General features: G+C 56.4%; 12 protein-coding genes, 3 pseudogenes and 1 riboswitch. Of the genes and pseudogenes, 8 read left to right on the forward strand and 7 right to left on the reverse strand.

Annotation, left to right across the window (positions count from 1 at the left end; genetic code table 11):
- Window positions 1-27: 27 nt before the first annotated feature.
- Window positions 28-193: riboswitch (SAM riboswitch) on the reverse strand.
- 322 nt (window positions 194-515) lie between these two features.
- The 3 genes and pseudogenes from H522_RS0101675 to H522_RS22000 form a co-directional block, all read right to left on the reverse strand.
- On the reverse strand, window positions 516-2783 hold the full coding sequence (locus H522_RS0101675; RefSeq protein WP_026960974.1) for an ATP-binding cassette domain-containing protein: 2268 nt from the start codon (window positions 2781-2783) through the stop codon (window positions 516-518).
- A gap of 189 nt (window positions 2784-2972) precedes the next feature.
- Window positions 2973-3377 carry an SRPBCC family protein gene (locus H522_RS21995; protein WP_026961080.1) on the reverse strand — a complete coding sequence of 135 codons (405 nt, stop codon included), beginning with the start codon at window positions 3375-3377 and terminating at the stop codon, window positions 2973-2975.
- A gap of 93 nt (window positions 3378-3470) precedes the next feature.
- Window positions 3471-3734 (reverse strand): annotated as a pseudogene (locus tag H522_RS22000) (ArsR/SmtB family transcription factor); the annotation flags it as partial.
- 233 nt (window positions 3735-3967) lie between these two features.
- On the opposite strand from H522_RS22000, the pseudogene H522_RS22435 reads away from it, so the two are divergent.
- Window positions 3968-4228, forward strand: a pseudogene (locus H522_RS22435) (recombinase family protein); the annotation flags it as partial.
- A 234-nt stretch (window positions 4229-4462) separates the two neighbouring features.
- Here H522_RS22435 and H522_RS0101695 read toward each other — a convergent pair.
- Both H522_RS0101695 and H522_RS20855 read right to left on the reverse strand, forming a co-directional pair.
- Complete coding sequence (locus H522_RS0101695; protein ID WP_026960976.1) at window positions 4463-5338, reverse strand: PhzF family phenazine biosynthesis protein; 876 nt, start codon at window positions 5336-5338, stop codon at window positions 4463-4465.
- Window positions 5339-5789: 451 nt separating this feature from the next.
- Window positions 5790-6157, reverse strand: a pseudogene (locus tag H522_RS20855) (transposase); the annotation flags it as partial.
- A 312-nt stretch (window positions 6158-6469) separates the two neighbouring features.
- Between H522_RS20855 and H522_RS0101710 the strand changes: the two are divergent.
- The 6 genes from H522_RS0101710 (at window position 6470) to H522_RS20250 (ending at window position 12475) form a co-directional block, all read left to right on the forward strand.
- A complete protein-coding gene (locus H522_RS0101710; protein WP_026960979.1) occupies window positions 6470-7138 on the forward strand; it encodes a type 1 glutamine amidotransferase domain-containing protein in 669 nt (222 codons plus the stop codon).
- A gap of 59 nt (window positions 7139-7197) precedes the next feature.
- Window positions 7198-8745 carry an L-glutamate gamma-semialdehyde dehydrogenase gene (gene pruA, locus H522_RS0101715; protein WP_026960980.1) on the forward strand — a complete coding sequence of 516 codons (1548 nt, stop codon included), beginning with the start codon at window positions 7198-7200 and terminating at the stop codon, window positions 8743-8745.
- A 151-nt stretch (window positions 8746-8896) separates the two neighbouring features.
- Window positions 8897-10474 carry an APC family permease gene (locus H522_RS0101720; protein ID WP_026960981.1) on the forward strand — a complete coding sequence of 526 codons (1578 nt, stop codon included), beginning with the start codon at window positions 8897-8899 and terminating at the stop codon, window positions 10472-10474.
- Window positions 10475-10662: 188 nt separating this feature from the next.
- Window positions 10663-11202 (forward strand): NAD(P)H-dependent oxidoreductase, encoded by a 540-nt coding sequence (locus H522_RS0101725; protein ID WP_026960982.1) that lies wholly within the window; start codon window positions 10663-10665, stop codon window positions 11200-11202.
- Window positions 11203-11247: 45 nt separating this feature from the next.
- Entirely contained in the window at window positions 11248-11838 is a 591-nt protein-coding gene (locus H522_RS0101730) for a hypothetical protein (protein ID WP_026960983.1), read from the forward strand.
- 10 nt (window positions 11839-11848) lie between these two features.
- Complete coding sequence (locus H522_RS20250) at window positions 11849-12475, forward strand: J domain-containing protein (protein ID WP_081411772.1); 627 nt, start codon at window positions 11849-11851, stop codon at window positions 12473-12475.
- A gap of 105 nt (window positions 12476-12580) precedes the next feature.
- Here H522_RS20250 and H522_RS0101740 read toward each other — a convergent pair whose 3' ends face one another.
- Both H522_RS0101740 and H522_RS0101745 read right to left on the reverse strand, forming a co-directional pair.
- A complete protein-coding gene (locus H522_RS0101740; RefSeq protein WP_026960984.1) occupies window positions 12581-13687 on the reverse strand; it encodes a 5-methyltetrahydropteroyltriglutamate--homocysteine S-methyltransferase in 1107 nt (368 codons plus the stop codon).
- A 22-nt stretch (window positions 13688-13709) separates the two neighbouring features.
- On the reverse strand, window positions 13710-15134 hold the full coding sequence (locus H522_RS0101745; protein ID WP_026960985.1) for a UDP-N-acetylmuramoyl-tripeptide--D-alanyl-D-alanine ligase: 1425 nt from the start codon (window positions 15132-15134) through the stop codon (window positions 13710-13712).
- Window positions 15135-15365: 231 nt separating this feature from the next.
- Between H522_RS0101745 and H522_RS0101750 the strand changes: the two genes are divergently transcribed.
- Window positions 15366-16577 (forward strand): D-alanine--D-alanine ligase family protein, encoded by a 1212-nt coding sequence (locus H522_RS0101750; RefSeq protein ID WP_026960986.1) that lies wholly within the window; start codon window positions 15366-15368, stop codon window positions 16575-16577.
- The last annotated feature ends 3 nt before the right edge of the window (window positions 16578-16580 follow it).

The following is a 16580-nucleotide window of genomic DNA, read 5'->3' on the forward strand; positions in this document are numbered from 1 at the left end:
AGGACCTTGAAAACCTCGCTTTCAAGTCTCTCATCTCTCAGAATTGCTTCTGCAGGAGTTAGCACCGGGAAACGTACCCCTTGTCGCCGACCGGGAAGCCGCGAGCGCGTGCATCGCCGGACAGTCGGTGGGCAGGACGTTTCTGGTTGCCGGGCTTCATCGGGCCAGTCCCTCCGCCTACTCTTGATAAGAGAACTCTCGATTCAGTTGTGTATGGTAAACGTTTCCGTGAATTTGGCCGTCCATAGAACGGAGCTTAATCAATAATTTACAACGTTTCCGCCGATCCGTCAACGGGCACGGGGATCGCTGCACGCTTCTTCGTCCATGAACGTGCGTACTTACGACTTTAAAATTAATGCGTTACAGTGAAAATTGAGGGTCTGACCTCAAACGAGGGACGGAGGAGTCACCGTATACTGGTGTATTTATGGGAGAGTGACGAGGAACAAGGCCTGGGCCATGCCTGGGACCACGCCCGGGACAAGACCAGGCCCTGTCGGCCTCCCGTCTATTCACCGACCGGCCGTTGCCCGCAAATACTTGCCCGTAATCGAATGTTCGGCGTCGACGATTTGCCCAGGCGTGCCTTCGAAGATCACTTGCCCGCCCCGGGTGCCGCCGTCCGGTCCCATTTCGATAATCCAGTCGGCGTTGCGTATCACGTCCAGATTGTGTTCGATCACAATGACGGTGTTGCCGGCATCGACCAACCGGTTCATGATCGCCAGCAGATGGCCGATATCGGACATGTGCAAGCCGGTCGTCGGTTCGTCCATCACGTAGATGCTGCCTTTCTTGTGCAGCTCGCTGGCCAGTTTGATGCGCTGGCATTCACCGCCCGATAGCGTGCTGAGCGGCTGGCCGAGGGTCAAATAATCAAGCCCCACATCGCTTAATGCCTGAAGTTTGCGGATCACGTCCTTGTTTTCGAAGAAGGCGAGCGCTTGCTCAACGGTCATCGTCAGCACGTCGGCGATCGATTTGCCGTTGAGCTTATATGCCAGCACTTCCTCCTTGAACCGTTTGCCCTCGCAAACTTCGCAAGGCAGCTTGACGCTGTCCAGGAACGCCAGGTCGGTATAAGTGACGCCGAGACCCTGGCAATTTTCGCAGGCGCCTTTGGAGTTGAAGCTGAACAGACTCGGGCTCACCTTGTTCGCCGTCGCGAACAACTTGCGCACGTCGTCCATAATGCCGGTGTACGTAGCCGGATTCGAACGTGTCGAGACGCCGACGGCCGATTGGTCGATGGAAATCGCCTCGGGGTGTTGGCGCAGGAACGCCTCCATCAAAGTGCTCTTGCCCGAGCCGGAGACGCCTGTCACCACCGTCAGTACACCCGCGGGAATGTCGACGCTGACATTGCGCAAATTGTGCAGATGGGCGTCCACGATGGACAATTTGCCGCACGGCTGGCGATATATCTCCTTGAACGGGAGCGGCTTCCTCAAATGGTTGCCGGTAAGGGTATCGGCCTCGAGCAAGCCCTCATAACTGCCTTCGTAGACGATTGTGCCGCCGTGGCTGCCAGCATGTGGGCCGACATCGACGATATGATCCGCCACTTGAATGACGTCCGGGTCGTGTTCGACGACGATGACGGTATTGCCCTTGTCGCGCAGCTTGCGCAATAATTCGTTGAGCCGGTGCACGTCGCGGGGATGCAGCCCGACACTCGGTTCGTCAAAAATGTAGGTTACGTCCACCAGACTGCCGCTCAGGTGCTTCACCATCTTGACGCGCTGCGACTCGCCGCCGGACAATGTATCCGTCTCACGGTCCAGCGTCAAGTAGTCAAGTCCGATATCCACCAGATGCTGCAGCCGCTCCGTCAGCGACTTGACGATTGGCGCGACGACCGGATCGTCAATCTCTCGAATGACGCGGATGAGTTGTCCGACCTCCATGGAGGACATCTCCGCAATGTTGAGTCCATTGATCCTGCAGCTGAGCGCGGCCTGATTGAGTCTCGCGCCACGGCAGCTGGGGCAGGGACCCTCGGAGATGTACGGCGTAACAGCTCGTTGTGTGCGCTCGGACAGCGTCTTCACATCCCGCTTGATGTACTTGTTGGTGAACTTCTCGATGATGCCTTCCACTGTAATATTCACTGCCTTCCCGGCGAACTGCATCTTCACTTTCCTCGCCTTGCCGTACAGCAGTTGCTCCAGCTCCTCATCCGAATAATCGCTCAGCTTCTTGTCGGGATCGAAGAACCCTGACTGCACGATATACGTCCAATCCATGCTGTTCACCGTATAGCCCGGCAGCAGGATTGCCCCTTCATTCAACGACTTCGACTTGTCCAGCGCCTTGTCGAGGTCGACGCCGAGCCTGCGGCCGATGCCGTTGCATTCCGGGCACATCCCGTTCGGATCGTTGAAGGAAAACAAATTGGGCGGTTCGACATGCGGTTCTCCCAAACGGGAAAACAGCAGGCGGAGCAGTGGGGAAATATCGGTAATGGTGCCTACCGTCGAGTGCGATCCACCGCCCAGAGGTTTCTGGTCGACGACAACCGCCATGCTCAAATTTTCGATTGCGTCTACATCCGGTTTCGGAATCCGCGGCAGAAAGTTGCGGACGAACATACTGAAGTTTTCGTTCAGCAGACGCTGGGATTCGGCGGCGATGGTATCGAAAACGATCGACGATTTGCCGGAACCGGATACACCGGTAAAAATGGTGATTTTGCGCTTGGGAATGCGCAAGGATACGTTCTTAAGATTGTTCTCCCTGGCCCCGCGAATTTCGATAAACTCTTGATAAGGCTGGTTCATGGTACCTTCCTTTCTTATCTCCTGCATATGTGACTCCCTTACATAACGAAAACGCCGCACAAAACGGCGTTTTCTGTCTGATAATGTCTGCCGACTGAAACGGCCTCGGCCAGTTAGGATTAAAGGGAACGCGGATGGTACTGCCTACCCCGTCGGAAAAGAGATTGACCTACATGTAGAAAATTCGTGTTACAGTTCTGCTAACACGTTTTCGAGCTGTTTAGCCATGCTCTGCCAACCATATTTCGCTCCATTGAATGCTTGCTCCGAACTGATATCGGTTTGATCGAGATGCACATGAGTAGTTCCATCCTCATCCTGTTTCAACGTCCAAGTAACCTTATTGCTTTCCCCGCCGCTTACCCATGTGTACGATAACCGATGAGGCTCGTCCACTTCGAGTACTTCACAATTTACAATTCCATCCCACCATTCTGCCGGCTCCGTCCGAAACTGAAATTTATGTCCAACGACCGGTTTAAAATCATTCTCTTTGAAAAACATCCATTTCGAAAGAGTATTTGAATCCGTTAAAGCGAACCACACCTTCTCGATTGGACTCTTAAAGTGAAAATCCAGTGACAGGGATTTCATTTTTTGTCCCTCCTGTAGTAAATGATTTAAAACGATCATTCTTTCTTTCCAGAATTTCTCGTAATAAGATACCCAATCTTGAATTTGCCTTAACGGAGCGGCATTCAGCCGGTACAACGTTTCCCTGCCGACTCTTCGCTCGGTGACGAGACCGGCATCTTTGAGGACCGCCAAATGCTTGGAAACCGCTGTACGCCCCATTTGAAAGTGAACCGTTAACGCATGGAGAGGCAATTCTTCTGCATCTGCCAAGAGACGAAGTAGTTTGCGCCGAGTTGGATCGGCAATGGCGTGATAAACATCCCACATTTGACTTTTAAATGTTAATATCACCCTTTCCAAAACCATAATTTCCATAAGGGAACTGATTTGTGTCCTATTTTAGGACACTAATCAGTGTCCTGTCAATCGTTGGGTGTTTGTTAATATCACCCTGTATAACTACCTTCATTCGGAGGAGTGAAGCAACGGGTATCAGGATGACACACCTTGTGTGGGAAGAACATCAGGAACACTTTTTTCGTTCTTCCGGCACATCACCCGGAGATGCGATGAGAACATGGCAATATTAAGCTGAAACGGACGTTTCAGGAGAAAGTAAGCGGCACGTCGTGAGCGCCCACAACTTGATGAAAATGCTCAAATACGTGCGTCCTGGGGATACAGTTGTCATGTGGAAGATTGATCGCACAGGGCGCAGTACGAAACATCTGATCGATTTGGTGTCTGAGTTCGGAGAGAAAAGCATCCACTTTGTCTCTCTGAAAGAGAGCATTGATACCTCGACGCCAACCGGAAAACCGATGTTCATACCATGTTCGCTGCCCTGGCAGAATTCGAGCGTGACATGATTCGACCCACCAAGTCGGGATTAGACAATGCAATGGCACATGGTCGGAAAGGTGCAAACCACACAAGGCTGAGGACAAAGTAAATTGGCGTTCACCGTATTTCCTACATTAACATCATACCTATCAGGTTCCATAAACGAAAATTTTAGAAACTGTATATTGTCCCTCTTCTCCTGATTCTGAACGAGGGTATTTTGGTAGGCGAACGCCACCAATCAGTTTGTCGTCACAGTTTCAAATCTCCCATTCCCCCTTCGCAATTTTTTCAACTTGACCACCGACCCATACCTTGTATTCACCTTCCGTCTTGCTAGCTTTCAGATAAAGCAGTGAAGGCCTTTGTATTTCATAACCTTGCTCTGAGCGCAGATCAATCGTTTCACTTCCGAAATACTTGTGATGGACTAAATAGGCTGCCAAACAACCATTCGAACTTCCTGTTGCTGCATCTTCTGGTATTCCATAATAATCAGCGAAGTCACGTACATTTACGTCGTTCTCAGCATCATAGGTTTCTAGAGAAAAGACCAAAATAGCCTTGGCTTCCGTCTTGTTAATCAGGTGATAATACCGATCTTTGTTGATCTTAACAGATTTAACCGCACTCAAATTCCTGAGTGGGACAATGATAACTGGCAGGCCTGTTGAGACCTCTTGGATGGGCACCCGGTCGTCGATGGCATCCGTTGAAAGGCTCAAAACTTCCGCAACTTGACGTACATTGAGCACCCGCCCAAACGTAGGTGAAGGTTGTTTCATCCAAACTACGTTATCCATGCAGGCGACAGGAACCTGGCCAGCTTTGAGATTTAGTACCAGCGTATCGGTTCTTTTCTTCAATATCGTTTCTTGAATCACGAACGCTGTTCCTAAAGTTGGATGACCAGCAAATGGGACCTCTTCGTTTGGCGTAAAAAATGCTACGTCATACCCCTTGTTTGTCTCCTGACTTGACAAGACAAAAGCCGTCTCCGAGTAATTCATTTCTTTGGCTATTTGCTGCATATCCTGTTCGGACAAGCTTGATGCATTTATAAAAACCGCAAGTTGATTCCCCGTATATTTCCCTTGCGAAAATACATCGACAATGTAAAATGGCATCGTGCTCAAAACTTATTCCCTCCAATCAAATCTGACCGATTGGTGACCACCTTTACAGGTTATTCGTAGCCAACCACTGTGAAAACATCATTCCATCTTTGGATTTTACATCTTTCGGGTTCAGTTTGAGCGGGATAATCAACACTCAAGTGAGTTTCCGTTAGGAGGATCACCGAAATCAATAGCATATATCTACACCTGCGACTGACCCAACGGAACCCATAAATAACCCATCCAAAATTAGTGTTATTGTAATACATTAAATTAATTCCCTACATCTTCTGTCTACAGTGGCTGGTCTCAATTGATATCTCTAGTTCTAAACACGACCGTTTTTGAAACTATCTCTGCTCATAGAGTCATTCTACGAGAAATCCCGTCCTAACCAGGACCAAAACTCGTCTCTTTATCAACATTTCTTTATTCACCATATTCACCGTTGTTGGTACCATATTGACGGTGCATCCACCAGCAGAAAAGGGTAGCAGTGCTCTTTGAGTTGCCGCTCATACCAGGCTTGTACGATGGCATCCAGGCGTTTGCAAAGCGTGGAGACGGTGGACTTGGATAACTCCGTCCCACACAGCTCCTCCGTGATTTGCGCTACCTTGCGCGTAGAGACACCTTGGACAACCATCTCCATGAGAGCCAGTACCAGGGCTTGTTCACTACGTTGATAGCGAAAGAAGAGTTCTGTCGAGAATTCTCCGCCGCGAATTCGGGGAACCCGTGGTTCAAAACCTGTTCAAGAAGTCGGGCTACACCTCCATCCTGTTGAAAGAGTCCGTGCAAAAGCGCATCATCTAGGTTAGTCTGATAAAGAGCCATTGTTCGTTCTTCTCCTCGTGAATGGGTTGCGCCAAATTCCATTCTACCGAAGGGACGAGATGGCTCATTTTGCTACTCATGATAGCGAGCGATAACGATCCGTTTTTACACAATGATATGGACTTAACTAACAAGGGAGAAGGAGTTGAGCATGATGGCAAGGGAAATCGAGCAAGCTTAATGGGGTTTGATATAGGGGATAAGGCGGCCGGAAGGCGCATGCAAAAACATGACTGGGTAAATTTAATGGCATGCAGGTCACAGCGTGCAGGCTGACATCTAAGCGACTTTACAGTGGGGAGGTCATGGAGGATGTCCAAACGGATCCTCATGGTGGTGACAAACCACACAACCATTACGGATGATCACAAGACTGGGCTCTGGCTCGAGGAGTTTGCGGTTCCGTATAACGTCTTCAAACAAAAGGGTTATGAGGTCAAAGTGACCAGCATTCAAGGCGGCGAAGTCCCGCTTGATCCGAACAGCGTCCCGACGGAGAAACGCGCGGAGTGGGCTGAAGCGGAGGAAGAATTAAAGCATACGGCCAAGTTGAGCCGAGAGGACGCGCAGGGATTTGATGCGGTGTTTTTGCCCGGTGGGCACGGGACGATGTTTGATTTTCCAGACAACCAAACGCTGCAATACGTGCTGCAGCAGTTTGCTGAGAATGGGAAGGTAATCGGCGCGGTATGCCACGGGCCCTCTGGGCTTGTCAATGTCACGTACAGGGACGGGACACCGCTGGTGAAAGGCAAGAAGGTCAGCTCCTTCACGGACGCGGAAGAAAAGGAGATGCAGTTGGACAGGTACATGCCGTTCCTGCTGGAGTCCAAGCTCCGCGAAAGGGGAGCCGTATTCGTCTCTGGGGATAATTGGACAGACTTCTCGGTTCGGGATGGTAATCTGGTGACGGGACAAAATCCGCAGTCAAGTCGAAGCACGGCGGAGAAAGTGGTCGAGGCACTTGAAAATCCGGCTTAAACACCGGAGGGTGCAGTATCAGTCCGTCCAAGGTCAGCTAATCAAAGGGGAGATGGCGGATGACGGTGATGCCCTATCGGAATGAACCGGTCATCGATTGGACGAAGCCCGAGCGGGCGGAGGAATTAAAACGCAACTTAGTCTCGGTCCGCAGTCAGTTTGGGCAGACGTATCCACTCTACGTCAACGGACGCGAGCTGCGCACCGACGATACCTTAGCTTCGCTCAATCCCTCCAACCATCAGGAGGTGGTCGGCTACGTATGCCAAGCGAACCAACGGGTGATTGACGAGGCGATAGAGGCGGCCCAGAAGGCGTTTGAGACGTGGAAGTTGACCACGTTTGAGGAGCGGGCGATGTACCTGTTTCAGGCGGCCGCCATCATGCGCCGACGCAAGGCCGAGCTGATGGCGTGGCAGATTCTCGAATCCGGCAAGAACTGGGCCGAGGCGGACGGGGACGTCAACGAGGCCATCGACTTTCTCGAGTTTTACGGTCGCGCGGCCATTGAGCTGGGTAAAGGCGTGGAACTCGTGCCGTATCCGGGCGAAGACAACCGTATGATGTACCTGCCGCTCGGGGTGGGGGTGGTCATCCCGCCGTGGAACTTCCCGCTCGCCATTCTTACCGGCACTACCGTCTCCGCGCTGGTCACCGGCAATACGGTGCTGCTGAAACCGTCGCCGCTGGCGTCCGTGATGGCCGCCAAGTTTGTCGAAATCATGCGCGAGTTGAACCTCCCGCCCGGGGTGCTCAACTTTGTCCCCGGGCCTCCGGAGGAAATCGGCGACTATATGACAGGTCACCGCGATGTCCGCTTTGTCTCGTTCACCGGATCTAAGGCGGTAGGACTGCACATCGACGAAGTCGCCCACCGGCGCTCCGAGGGCCAACGTTGGATAAAGCGGGTGGTGGCCGAGATGGGCGGTAAGGACGGCATTGTCGTCGATGAGACGGCCGATCTCGATGCCGCCGCGGCCGGAATTGTGGCTTCCGCGTTCGGCTTCCAGGGCCAGAAGTGCTCGGCCGGATCGCGCGCGATTGTCCACGAGGCGGTCTACGACACCGTGCTGGAAAAGGTGATTGCCCTGACCAAGCAGCTGACCCTGGGCCCAGCCGAGGAGAACCCGGACGTGGGCCCGGTCATCGATGAGAAGGCGTTCGCGAAAATCACCAAATACATCGAGATTGGTAAACAGGAAGGCCGACTGGTCTTGGGCGGCACGTACGACGACTCCCGCGGCTATTTCATTCAGCCGACCATCTTCGCGGACGTGGCGCCGGATGCGCGCATCATGCAGGAGGAGATCTTCGGACCGGTGCTCGCCGTCTGCCGGGTGGACAGCTTTGAGCAAGGCATTGAGGTATTCAACCACACTGAGTACGGGTTGACTGGCTCGGTCTACAGCCGTCGGCGCGATCGCCTCGAATACGCACGCTGGCACATGCACTGCGGCAACCTGTACTTCAACCGCAAGTGCACTGGGTCTTTGGTCGGGGTGCAGCCGTTTGGCGGGTTCGACATGTCCGGCACGGATGCCAAGGCGGGATCGAAAGAGTACCTGTTGAACTTCGTCCAGCCGAAGACGGTGACGGAGCGGTTTTGACACACGGGCAATCGGCGGCGGAAATCATGGTATAGCGACACGACAACGGGTGCACGGATAGCCCTGCCCCCGGTCGGCCCCCGCCCGTAAGGTGGAACCTGGCGGGTGGGTGTGCCCAGTGGACATACCAACCGCCCAAGGAGGGGAAGTCGTGGCCGCGGGTGAGCAAAACGGCAAACTGAAACGGCAACTGACCTTATCCGATTTAATCTTCGTAGGATTTGGCGCGATTTTTGGATCCGGATGGTTGTTTGCGGCCAGTACGGTGGCTTCCCAAGCGGGACCGGCGGGCTGGATTTCGTGGCTTGTTGGCGGCATTGCGGTCATTCTCCTAGGACTGGTGTACGCGGAACTGGGCGGGGCGATTCCCCGCGCGGGCGGCATCGTCCGTTACCCGGTATACTCGCATGGGCCCCTGCTCGGCTACCTGATGGGCTTTGCCACGCTCATCGCCTACTCGAGCCTGTGCAGCATTGAGGTGGAGGCGGCGCGCCAGTACGCGTCTTCCTGGTGGCCGGCGCTGTCCCAGCCGCATAGCCAGTCGCCGACCCTGCTCGGCTGGTGGATGCAGGTGGCGCTCTTATTTGTGTTTTTCCTGCTCAACTACTGGAGCGTACGCACGTTCGCCAAGACGAATACGGTTATGACCATCCTCAAGTTTGTCGTGCCAACGCTAACCTTCATTGTCCTGTTGTGCTACCTGCGGCCTACAAACTTCACCATGCACGGGTTTGCTCCGTTCGGCGTCTCCGGGGTGGAGACGGCCATCTCTGCTGGCGGCGTGATGTTTGCCTACCTGGGGCTGCAGCCCATCGTCTCTGTCGCCAGTGAGGCAAAGCGGCCGCAAAAGACGGTGCCGTTGGCGCTCATTCTGTCCGTCCTGCTCTCGGCCGTCGTCTACGTGCTGCTGCAGGTATCGTTTATCGGCGCCATTCCTGCCGACAAGCTGGCGCACGGGTGGGCGCCCATCGTGCACGAGTTTCAGCTCCCGTTTCACGATCTCGCTGTTACCCTGGGCACCGGTTGGCTGGCGGTGCTCATCGTCCTCGATGCCATCGTGAGCCCAAGCGGATCGGCCAACATCTTTATGAACTCCTCGTCGCGCATCGTCTATGGCTGGGCCAAGAACGGCACCTTGTTCAAGGTGTTTGCGCGCATCCACCCGGAGTCGGGGATTCCCCGGCCTGCGGTGTGGCTGTCGTTTCTCCTCTCTATCTTCTGGACATTACCCTTTCCTTCCTGGGGAACCCTGATTGGGGTGGTGTCGGACGCGCTGGTTTTGACTTACGCGCTGGCTCCGATTTCGGCGTACGCGTTTCGTCGCAACGCGTCCGACTTACCGCGGCCGTTCCGCCTGCCCGGGATGGCGATGATTGGCCCCGTGGCCTTTATCATCGCCAGCCTCATTGTGTACTGGACCGGTTGGCAGGTGGACTCTTGGTTGTTGGGGTCGCAGTTGGTGATGTTTGTCATCTACCTGCTAGCGCGCCGGTTTGTGCCCACGGACAAAGTCCCGTTTGCCGAGCAGGTGCGCTGCTCCTGGTGGTTGGTGTTCTACTACGCGGCGATTCTCGTGGTCTCGAAGTTCGGCTCCTTTGGCGGCGCGGGGGCCCTGTCAGCGTATTGGGACCACCTGCTGGTGGCGGTCATCGCCGTTATCACATACTACTGGGGCGGTCACACGGGACTCTCGAGAGCCATGTTCGACGAGGACGAAGTCGAGGGCTGAACCAGGCAATGGTTTGAACAGGGCACCGGGTACAGGGCACCGGGTAGAACGGAGCATCGGGGTTGACCTGGGCCTTTGCAGGAGAAGTATTCACGCGTAGGAAGATTTCGACTGGACACCGCGTAGGGGGATGCGTACCATTGTTTTCGTAAGCAAAACGTTCCCTGACGAAAGGTTTTGATGGCAACATGAAAATCTACGTGGTATACGACAGTGAGAATGGGCATACGGAAGCGTTGGCCAAGGCGGTGGCAGAAGGCGCTGCCGTCGACGACGCGGAGGTTTCTCTGCGCCATGTACGTGAGGCCAATGTCCGCGACCTGGTGGATGTAGACGCCATTATCTGGGGCTGCCCCGGCCACTTTGGCACCATCAGCTCGGGACTCAAGCAGTGGATTGACAAGCTGGGCTATTTGTGGGCCAAGGGCGCCCTGGTCGGCAAGGTGGGCGCGGTATTTTGCACCACGGCCACGGTTCACGGCGGCATTGAGATGACCTTATGGAATCTCATTACCCCCATGCTGCACAACGGGATGATTATTGTCGGTCTGCCCGGGAACATACCCGAAAATGTACTGTACGGATCGTACTACGGGGTGGGTATCACTTGCCCGGTGGAACTCTCCCCGGATGCCCCATTGAACCTACCAAATGAGCAGGATTTGGCGCTCGGCCGGGCGCTCGGGCGGCGTGTGGCCGAGGTCACGGCAAAACTGACCCGGCGATAGTGGTGTATCCGGCGGAGAAAGTGTGCATGCAAAAGGGGTGGGTTTGTGGACCTGTTGCTTGTGTATGCGGTGGCGATTATCGTTTTAGGCGGCATCGTTGTGGCCATTAACCTGCGGATGATGCGCAACGACAAGTCGGACCCGGGAAAAAGGACCGCCGAACGGCCGACGACTGGGTTGACTACACCGGCGCGGGTTTCTTCCGCCCCTGCGGCGCCTGAGGCCGCGCGCGCACCGGCGGGTGACGAGACGCGGGATGCCGCGGTGGGCGGGGCGGTGCAGAACGTGGAGCAGGATGCCGCGCGGGATTCGATTGGCGGCGCGGCTGGCGTGCCCGGTCAGGACGAGTACAGACAGGACGAGCGCCGACAGGACGAGCGCGGTTCCATCTTCCGCCGCACGGCCCGTTTGACCCAAGACGCCCCTCCCAAGTCAGCAGGCAAACCCGATTTGCCAGCTTCGGAGACGGAGGAACTGACCGACGACGCGTACCGTCAGGCCTTGCGGCAGTGGTCAGCGTTGAACAAGCCAGAATCAGCCAAACTTCCGCCCGCCGATGAGGGTGAGGAACCGAGTAGTCCGGATGAACAATACCGCAGAGCGCTGCGCTCCATGATGAACCAGAAACGGGACTAGGGTCTAGGAAATGGCTATTGTGTCTGAGGCGAATCAACGCTTGACAACCTGTCCGTTTTGTCAAACTGCAAATCGGGTTGAGCTGGGAAAGGCGAAGCAGGTGGTGTGTGGCAACTGCAAGCGGCCACTATCCCTCACGTTCTATGATGTCTTGGGGGTGGCACCCGACGCCTCGGCGGCAGAGATTCGGCGCCAGTTCCGTCGCTTGGTGCAGGTGTGGCACCCGGATAAGGCGGGCATCCAGAAGAAGGAGACGGCCCGCCTGTTTCAGGCTGTACTGACGGCCTATCGGACGCTGTCCAACCCGGAAAAGCGCCAGGCTTACGACGCGATGCTGGCTCTGCGCGCGCAACGCGCTAATCCCAGCGAGAAGGCTGTCAATGGTCAGAAGGCTGAGCAACCCCAGCAGCCCGCACCGGGGCGGCGCCCGGCGGCTGGGGACGGCACTCACCAGGAATCGCCGCTCGGGGCGCCAACGTATTGGGCTGCATCGGATGAAGGTACGACAAAACCGGCACCCGACCAATCACATCCAGACGGGGCCATGGACACCGTACTGCAGGTGTTTCTGAACGCCCTCATTGTCTGCGCTATCGCCGTGTCTATCATCGTGGGGATTCTCATCAGCCGTACATGAAGACTCCATGAGTAGCATGCTTCGCACGGTTAAAATTTCTCATCGGCCGGGCGACCGCCTCCGGTGGTCATGGTGAGGCCTATCACGTCCCCATCACGGCGAGCGTCAGCGCCACACTTCCTGCGCCGTTTCCACCACCAGGCGCAGTTTGTCCCACTGCTGTTCCTCGGTCAGGAGATTGCCTTCCTCCGTCGACGCAAAACCACACTGCGGGCTGAGGCAGAGCTGCTCCAACGGTACATAGCGGGTGGCCTCTTGAATCCGGCGCTTCAAATCGTCTTTGGCTTCGAGATCGCCAAACTTCGACGTGACCAATCCGAGTACAATCTTCAGGTCCTTACGGTTGACAAAGCGCAAGGGTTCAAACCCGCCCGCCCGGTCACTGTCGTACTCCAGGAAGAATCCGTCGATGTTCAGCCGCTCAAAGAGCGTCTCGGCGACCGGTTCATACCCCCCGGAGGAAATCCAGGTGGAGCGGAAGTTGCCGCGGCAGATGTGCATCGTCAACGCGAGATCCTGTGGCCGGTCTGTCACCGCTTCATTGATGGTGGCCGCATACCGGTCCTGTAGGCGATCCGGATCCCAACCGCGGGCTCTCATCTGCGCCCGCTGCTCGTCCGAGCAAAGGTATGCCCACGCCGTGTCGTCCAGCTGCAGGTAGCGGCAGCCCAGGTCGTAAAACGCCTGAATGGCTCGCTTATAGGCCTGCGCGAGGTCGTGGAAAAACTCGTCTTCATCTGGGTATACGTCCTCGATGCCCGTGCCGCGAAAGTGTAGCATGCTGGGACTGGGAATCGTGAGTTTTGCCGTATACTCCCCTGCGATGCTCTGCAGGTAGCGGAAGTGCTCCAGCATCGGGTGCTGGCTGAATCCCAGCTTCCCGACCACTCGGACGCCGTGCGCCTTGCTGGTTTGCTGATGAAACTGAATCCCTTGTTCCGCCTCGTAACCGGTGACGCCGTCCAGACCTTCGAGAAAGTCAAAGTGCCAATATGCACGCCGGAACTCTCCGTCGGTTACCGCCTTCAGCCCGATCTCCTTCTGCTTGGCAACGACGCGTCGAATCTCCTCATCTTCCACAGCCTTCAGACCGGCTGCATCCAGGCTGCCGGCGGCGTAGGCGGTACGCGCCTGTTTGAGCCGATCCGGCCGCAGCAAGCTACCGACCATGTCGCCGCGGAATGGGGGGCGTACGGTAGTCTGTTCTGTCAATCCTATCTCCCTCTTTCTCAACTCACGATTTTGTCAAGTGCTCCACGACCTCTTCTAAGTGCATCCCGCGCGATGCCTTGACCAAGACGAAAGCTTCCGACGGAATCAGTGCCTCGAGTTGGGGAATGGCGGTGTCCTTGTCTGGGAACCAATGGACCTTGATGCCTGCAGCAACGTCGGCCCCTTGATAACCCGCGCCAGCCGCCGATGCGACCTCGGCCGCCTCCGCTATCCAGCGGCTCATGGGGCCGATGGCCACCAGAACGTCGACCCCGAGGTTTGCGGCGGTCGTCCCCACGTGTCGGTGACCGGCCTCCGCGTATGTCCCAAGCTCATACATATCGCCTAGCACCGCGGCCGTTACGCTGCCTCGGCTAAGGTCCCGCAGTACGCGCAGGCTGGCCTCTGTGGACAGAGGACTGGCGTTGTAGCAATCGTCGATGACGGTGCGGGCGGCACGGCCAGGGACGATGTGCAAGCGACCGCTGGTGGGCGTAAAGCGGGCCAGGCTTTCCGCCATGTCAGCCAGGGGCAATCCGTGTACCGCGCCAACCAGGAGCGCCCCCAGGGCGTTGTTGACATTGTGCTCGCCATACGTGGGGAGGCGGACAGAGATGGTCTCACCGAGGACATGGGCGGTGAAGCGCATACCCCCTTCGACCACACGCAGGTCTTCCGCCCACGCGTCGGCCGATTCGTCGAGGCCATACCAGTACACCCGGCCGCGGCAGCGCTCGGCCACCTTCGGCAGCCATGCGTCCGTCTTGAGCAAAAAGCCATACCCATCCTCCGGCACGGCGTCCAACAGCTCCGCCTTCGCCTTGGCGATGTTCTCCTGAGTTCCTAATAGCTCCAGGTGGCTCTGGCCGATGTTGGTGATGATCCCGCTGGTCGGTTGGGCAATTCGGCATAACTCGGCAATCTGGCCAAACCCGCGCATCCCCATCTCCAGCACAAAAGTCTTGTGCTCCGTTTTTCGACGCAAGAGTGTCAAGGGCAGGCCCAGCTCATTGTTCAAGTTGCCTTCGGTATACAGAACTGGACCTCGTACCGCAAAGACGGCGGCCAGCATTTCTTTCGTCGTCGTCTTTCCATTGCTGCCGGTGACGCCAATGACCGGCCCAGCGAATTGCGACCGTTCCCAAGCCGCCAAACGCTGCACGGCGGTCAGCACCTGATTCACCTGGATGACGGCCAGCGCATCCCCGTGGGGACGCTCCTCTGTACTGAGCGGCCGCTCCACCAGGGCCGCCACGGCTCCTGCGTCTGCCGCCTGGCGGACAAACGAATGGCCATCGACCCTTTCGCCGGGGAAGGCGGCAAACAGGTCGCCCGGTGTGACGCGCCGACTGTCGATGGTGATGCCACGCACGACCGCTTCCCGATTTCCTTGGAGGATGCGTCCACCCACCACGGCGGCCAGTTCAGAGACAGAGAGGGGGGTCAAGGGGAGGCACCATCCTTTCAAAATGGTTGACCGTTCAAGATGGTCGACCGTAGCTCCGGTCTATCTGCAGCTTGTCTGCTTGCAGCTTTCGTCAATCTGCGGTTTCCCTGCGTTCTATCCTATCACGAGTCTCCCTTTTCTGTGTGGCACCACGTGCAACTTTTCACAACTTGCTTCACAAGGTGGAAACATGGGCAGTAAAATGTGACCGTAGTCTAAAGGGGTGGCAACGTGACAAAACGAATTCGAGTCGGTGTCGTGTTTGGCGGAAAATCGGGCGAACATGAGGTGTCGTTGCAGTCCGCCCGGTCGGTGATGGCGGCGTTGGACAAGGAGCGCTATGAACTGGTGCCCATCGCGATAGACAAGAGCGGGCGTTGGCACGGCGGCGAGCAGGCCCTGGCGCTGATGCGCGGGGAGGCGGGATTCTTGCCGGCATCGCAGTCGGGGACCAAAGCCTTGGCCGGAGAAGCCGCTGGCGAGGCCGCGTTCGCAGACAAGGGTGACTCCAGCGTGCCGGCAGGCCTCGCCGTTTCGGCGGATCGCTCTCGCGGTCAGGGTGTCGGCCAGGAGGTGGTCCGTACCGAACCCGGTGAACGGGTGCCGCAGACGGTCGTCGGCGAGATTGACGTCGTGTTTCCGGTTCTGCACGGGTCGTATGGGGAAGATGGCACCATTCAGGGCATGCTGGAAATGTTGGACCTCCCGTACGTGGGCGATGGCGTCCTCGCCAGCGCGGTGGGCATGGATAAGGTCGTGATGAAGGCCTTGTTTGCGGCGGCCGGTCTGCCGCAGGTGCGCTATCGCCACTACCTACGTGCCCAGTGGGAGCAAAAACCAGACGAGGTGCTGGCCGACGTGGAACAGGAGTTGGGCTATCCTTGTTTCGTCAAGCCGGCCAATCTAGGTTCGAGCGTTGGCATCAGCAAGGCGAAGGACCGGACCAGTCTCGAACAGGCGCTGCGGGAAGCGGCGAAGTACGACCGCAAAATCATCGTCGAGGCCGGGGTCGATGCGCGCGAGGTGGAGGTGGCGGTCCTGGGCAACGATGATCCCATCGCCTCGGTGCCAGGGGAAATCGTGCCGTGCAACGAATTCTATGATTACAGGGCGAAGTACATCGACGGCAAATCGATGCTCATCATCCCGGCTGAACTGCCCGAAGACACTACCGCCAAGCTGCAGCAATTGGCGATACGCGCGTTTCAGACGATTGACGGCAGCGGATTGGCGCGGGTCGACTTCTTCATCGAGCGGAAGACGGGTAATATCTTGATTAACGAAATCAACACGATGCCCGGATTCACCGAGTTCAGCATGTATCCGAAGCTGTGGGAGGCGACTGGTATTTCCTACCGCGAACTGATTGACCGGCTCATCCAACTGGCGATGGAGCGGCACGCCGACAAACGCCGCAACCAGACCGAGTTCACGCTCGGGTGATGG

It is taken from the genome of Alicyclobacillus herbarius DSM 13609 (assembly GCF_000430585.1).
GTDB classification, from domain to species: domain Bacteria; phylum Bacillota; class Bacilli; order Alicyclobacillales; family Alicyclobacillaceae; genus Alicyclobacillus_G; species Alicyclobacillus_G herbarius.